Origin of the sequence: Tibeticola sp. (assembly GCF_022759015.1) — a bacterium.
Classification (GTDB): Bacteria; Pseudomonadota; Gammaproteobacteria; order Burkholderiales; family Burkholderiaceae_C; genus Tibeticola; species Tibeticola sediminis.
On the sequence record NZ_JAEMQB010000096.1, the window covers coordinates 1 to 4,443 of the forward strand.

Below are 4,443 nucleotides of genomic sequence, written 5' to 3' on the forward strand. Positions count from 1 at the left end.
GTCCATGCGGGCGCAAGCTTTGCTGCGGCGCTGGCGCGTCATCCGCGGGCCTTTCCCGAGGTCTACCGCGCGGTGGTCGCCGCCGGCGAACAAAGCGGTCAGCTCGGCGGCGTGCTCGAGCGGCTCGCCGACGATCTGGAACAGCGCCAGGCCTTGCGTGCCAAGCTGCTCGGCGCCGCGCTCTACCCCGCGATCGTGACGGTGATCGCGCTCTTCATCGTGGTTTTTCTCGTGACCTACGTGGTGCCCCAGGTCGCAGGCGTGTTTGCGGGAACCAAAAAGGCCTTGCCGTTTCTCACCGTGGCGATGCTCGCGCTCAGCAGCGCGGTGCGCCAGTACGGCTGGATCGCGCTCGGTGTTCTTGTTTTGATAGCAGTTGGTGGCCGTTTGGCGCTGGGGAACCCCGTGTTTCGTGAAAAATTCGACGCTGCATGGCTGCGCGCGCCGGTGGTCGGGCGGCTCTCGCGCGGGTACAACGCGGCACGCTTCGCCTCGACTCTGGCGCTGCTGTCGGCGGCCGGGGTGCCGATTCTGCGTGCGCTGCAGGCGGCGGCGGAGACGCTCTCCAACCGGGCGATGCGGCAGGACGCACTCGACGCGCTCGTGAGGGTGCGCGAGGGCGCGCCGCTGGCCTCGGCGCTCGGGCAAAAGCAGCGCTTTCCGAGCTTGCTCGCGATGTTCGCGCGGCTGGGCGAGCAGACCGGGCAGCTGCCCCAAATGCTTGGGCGTGCCGCGGCGCAGCTCTCGGCCGAGGTGCAGCGCCGCGCGGTGGCGCTCGCGACCGTGCTCGAGCCGCTGCTGATCGTGACCATGGGCGCGGTGGTGATGCTGATCGTGCTCGCCGTGCTGCTGCCCATCATCCAGCTCAACCAACTCGTGCGCTGAGTTCCCCACCATGGCTGCCAATCTCGACAACCAACTCGTCGTTGCGATTTCCTCGCGCGCCCTGTTCGACCTCGAAGAGGAAAACCGGGTCTTCGAGCAAAGCGACGACCGCGCCTACATGCGCTTGCAGCTCGAACGGCTCGAGCAACCGGCGCGCCCGGGCGTGGCCTACTCGCTGGTCAAAAAGCTGCTGGCTTTCAACGACCCCGAGCATGCGCGCGTGGAAGTGGTCATGCTCTCGCGCAACGACCCGGTGTCGGGCCTGCGCGTGTTCCGCTCGGTCGCGACGCACGGTCTGACCGTCACGCGCGGCGTGTTCACCCGCGGGCGCGACCCCTGGCCCTACCTGAGCCCTTTGCGCGCCAATTTGTTTTTGTCGGCCAACCCGGCCGACGTGCGCGCCGCGCTGGCCTTGGGCTTTCCCGCCGCGACGGTGGCGACGCATGCCGCGCGCGCCTCCGACCGCTACCCGCACGAGGTGCGCATCGCGTTCGACGGCGACGCCGTGCTGTTTTCCGATGAAGCCGAGCGCATCTATCAGCAAAACGGCCTGCCCGCGTTTCAGCAGCACGAGCGGGACCGCGCGGTGCAGCCGCTGCCGGGCGGCCCGTTCAAGCCGCTGCTCGCGGCGCTGCACCGACTGCAGCAGGAAGGCACCGACGCCATGCGCATCCGCACCGCGCTGGTGACCGCGCGCAGCGCCCCGGCGCATGAGCGCGCCATCCGCACCTTGATGGACTGGAACATCGAGGTCGACGAAGCGATGTTCCTCGGCGGCCTGCCCAAGGGCGAGTTCCTCGCCGCCTTCGAGCCCGACTTCTTCTTCGACGACCAGACCGGCCACATCGAACAAGCCGCCCGTCATGTCCCCGCCGGGCATGTGGCCAGCGGCGTGTCGAACGATGGCTGAGGACGCAAACCCCATGTCCCAGGCCCCCGCCACGCCCGCGTCCCGCGCCGCGCCGCTCGCCCGCTGGTCGGCGCTGCGGCATTTCCTCGCCCAGGTGCGCACGCTCTCGCTGCCGTATTTCCGCTCGGAAGAGCGCTGGAAAGCACGCGCGATGCTCGCGGCGATCGTGGGGCTCAACCTCGGCGCGGTCTATTTGCTGGTGCAGATCAACGAGTGGAACCGCCTGTTCTTCGACGCGCTGCAGAACAAAGACGCGGCGGCGTTCTGGACGCAGCTCGCGCGCTTTGCGGTGCTCGCCTTCGTCTACATCACGGTGGCGATCTACCGCTTTTACCTGACCCAACTGCTGGAGCTGCGCTGGCGCGCCTGGATGACGGCGCAGTACACCGCGCGCTGGCTCAGCGACCATGCGTTTTATCGCATCGAGCTCGCGCGCTTCACCCGCGCCGACACCGACCGGCCCGACGACCCCGCCGCGCAGCCGGACAACCCGGATCAGCGCATCCAGGAGGACATCAACCTGTTCACCACGCAGACGGTGGGGCTCTCGATGGGGCTGCTCAACGCGAGCGTGACGCTGCTGAGCTTCGTCGGCATCCTCTGGAGCCTCTCCGGGCCGTTCGCGTTCACGCTGGGCGGCACGAGTTGGACCATCCCGGGCTTCATGGTGTGGATGGCGCTGCTCTACGCACTGGCGGGCAGTTGGCTCGCGCACCGCATCGGTCGACCGCTGATCGGACTCAACTTCCGCCAGCAGCGCTACGAAGCCGACTTCCGCCACCACCTCGTGCGGGTACGCGAATACAGCGAGGCGATCGCGCTCGACCGGGGCGAGGCCGCGGAACGCCGCCAGATCGCCGCGCGCTTTGCGCCGGTGCTCTCCAACATGCTGGAGCTGCTGCGGGCGCAAAAGCGGCTCACCGGCTTTACCGTGGGCTTTGGCCAGGCGGCGGTGGTGTTCCCCTTCCTCGTCGCTGCGCCGCGGTTTTTCAGCGGGGCGATTCAGCTCGGCGAGCTGATGCAAATCTCGAGCGCCTTTGGGCAGGTGCAGGACGCACTCTCCTGGTTCGTCAACAACTACGACGCGCTCGCCAGCTGGCGCGCCACCACCGAGCGCCTGAGTGGCTTCGAGGCCAAGATTTCTGAACCAAAACCCGAAGACGCCGGCGTCAAACGGCACGTTGATGCTCCTAAAACCGAAGCGCCGACCGCCACCGACCTCGGCGTCGATCTGCCCGACGGCACGCCGCTGCTCGCTGCTCCCGCGCTGTCGGTGGGCCCCCAGCAACCGGTGCTGGTCAGCGGCCCCTCGGGGGCGGGCAAGTCCACGTTGTTTCGCGCCTTCGCCGGCATTTGGCCGTATGCGCGCGGCACGATCTGCCTGCCCGAAGACAGCATGTTCATCCCGCAGCGCCCGTATTTCCCGAACGGCAGCCTGCGCGCGGCGCTGGCCTACCCCGAACTGCCCGAGCGCTATCGCGACGAGGAACTGCGACAGGCGCTCGTCGATGCGCGGCTGCCCGAGTTGGTCCACCGGCTCGACGACGCCGATGCCTGGAGCCAAAAGCTCAGCGGCGGTGAGCAGCAGCGGCTGGCCATCGCGCGCGTGCTGCTCAAGCGTCCGCGCTGGGTGTTTGCCGACGAAGCCACGGCCGCGCTCGACGCCGAGGCCGAAACCGCGCTCTACGCCCGTCTGGCCGAACGCACGGCCGAGCGCGGCGGCGCGCTGGTATCCATCGCGCACCGGCCGTCGGTGGCGGCCTTCCACCGCGTGCAATGGCGCTTCGTGCCGCAGACGAACATCGACGCCGCGGCGCAGGCCCGCTACCGCATCGAAATCGCGCCGCTCGAAGGGTCAGACGTCGGCTGAACGTCCACATCCGGCCCGCCACGCCTGCCAGCCCCGTGCGCGCAGCACGCAGGCGGGACATTCGCCGCAACCGTAGCCCCAGTCGTGGCGAGCACTGCGCTCGCCGCGGTAGCAGGTGTGCGTGTGCTCGACGATGAGTTCCACCAAGGCCGCGCCGCCGGCCGCCGCGTCACGGCCCAGCCGCGCCTCGTGCGCAGCGCCCAGCCGATGCGCCAGTGCCCAGGTCTCGGCCTTGTCGAGCCACATCAGCGGGGTGTCGATGCGCAGCCGCCGATCCAGCCCCAGCGACAGCGCCACCTGCATGGCCTTCATGGTGTCGTCGCGGCAATCGGGATAGCCCGAGAAGTCGGTCTCGCACACCCCCGTCACCAGCGCCTGCGCACCGCGCCGGTAAGCCAAAGCGGCGGCCAGCGTCAGAAAAATCAGATTGCGCCCGGGCACGAAGCTGTTGGGCAGGCCGGACGCTTCGAAGGCGAAGGCCGTGTCCCGCGTGAGGGCGCAGTCGCTGATCTCGCCCAGCACGGCGAGGTCGATCCGATGGTCCTCGCCCAGCTTCGCCGCCCAAGCGGGAAAGCGCTCGCGCAGCGCCGCCAACACGGTTTGCCGCGCCTCGAGTTCCACCCGGTGGCGCTGGCCGTAGTCGAAACCCACCGTCTCGCCCCGCTCGAACTGCTCGAGCGCCTGCGCCAGACAGGTGGTCGAGTCCTGCCCGCCGGAAAACAAAACCAACGCCGATTGAAAGCCGTGTTTGCTCGTCATTTTTGAAGTGTTTACCGGA

The 4,443-nt window shown here is 68.6% G+C and carries 4 protein-coding genes; 3 read left to right on the plus strand and 1 reads right to left on the minus strand.

Features of this window, described 5'->3' with window-relative positions; genetic code table 11:
• From JHC36_RS05910 to JHC36_RS05920, 3 genes are all read left to right on the plus strand, one after another.
• The coding region (locus JHC36_RS05910) for a type II secretion system F family protein (protein ID WP_287917023.1) at positions 1–885 on the plus strand (885 nt) is incomplete at its 5' end.
• Between the two features lie 10 nt (positions 886–895).
• A complete protein-coding gene (locus tag JHC36_RS05915) occupies positions 896–1,795 on the plus strand; it encodes a 5'-nucleotidase (RefSeq protein ID WP_124220600.1) in 900 nt (299 codons plus the stop codon).
• A 13-nt stretch (positions 1,796–1,808) separates the two neighbouring features.
• Positions 1,809–3,665 carry an ABC transporter ATP-binding protein/permease gene (locus JHC36_RS05920; RefSeq protein WP_287917026.1) on the plus strand — a complete coding sequence of 619 codons (1,857 nt, stop codon included), beginning with the start codon at positions 1,809–1,811 and terminating at the stop codon, positions 3,663–3,665.
• Here JHC36_RS05920 and queC read toward each other — a convergent pair.
• Positions 3,651–4,424 carry a 7-cyano-7-deazaguanine synthase QueC gene (gene queC, locus JHC36_RS05925; RefSeq protein ID WP_287917029.1) on the minus strand — a complete coding sequence of 258 codons (774 nt, stop codon included), beginning with the start codon at positions 4,422–4,424 and terminating at the stop codon, positions 3,651–3,653. The two genes, JHC36_RS05920 and queC, sit on opposite strands and share 15 nt — an antisense overlap.
• Between the last annotated feature and the right edge of the window lie 19 nt (positions 4,425–4,443).